Below are 409 nucleotides of genomic sequence, written 5' to 3' on the forward strand. Positions count from 1 at the left end.
GTCACGATGAGCAAACAACTCACCGCGCAAGCACCTGTTGATCCCATCGTTTTGGGAAAAATGGGTTCGTCTTACGGTATTCGTGGGTGGCTCAGAGTGTTTTCTTCCACCGAAGACGCCGAAAGCATTTTTGACTATCAGCCCTGGTTTATCCAGAAGGCGGGTCAGTGGCAGCAAGTCCAGCTGGAAAGCTGGAAGCACCACAATCAGGACATGATCATCAAGCTGAAAGGCGTTGACGATCGTGATGCGGCGAACCTGCTGACGAATTGTGAAATTGTCGTGGATTCATCGCAGCTGCCTCAGCTTGAAGAGGGGGACTACTACTGGAAAGACCTGATGGGCTGCCAGGTAGTAACCACTGAAGGCTACGATCTCGGTAAAGTCGTCGATATGATGGAAACCGGAT

Annotated in this window: 1 protein-coding gene; it reads left to right on the plus strand. The window is 51.1% G+C overall.

What is annotated here, in order from left to right; all coding sequences use genetic code 11:
- Nucleotides 1-409 (plus strand): ribosome maturation factor RimM (gene rimM / locus EVJ33_RS15285; protein WP_201739732.1); only part of this gene is annotated, 409 nt, incomplete at both ends.

The organism is Exiguobacterium sp. SL-10 (assembly GCF_004337025.1).
Taxonomy (GTDB): Bacteria; Bacillota; Bacilli; order Exiguobacteriales; family Exiguobacteriaceae; genus Exiguobacterium.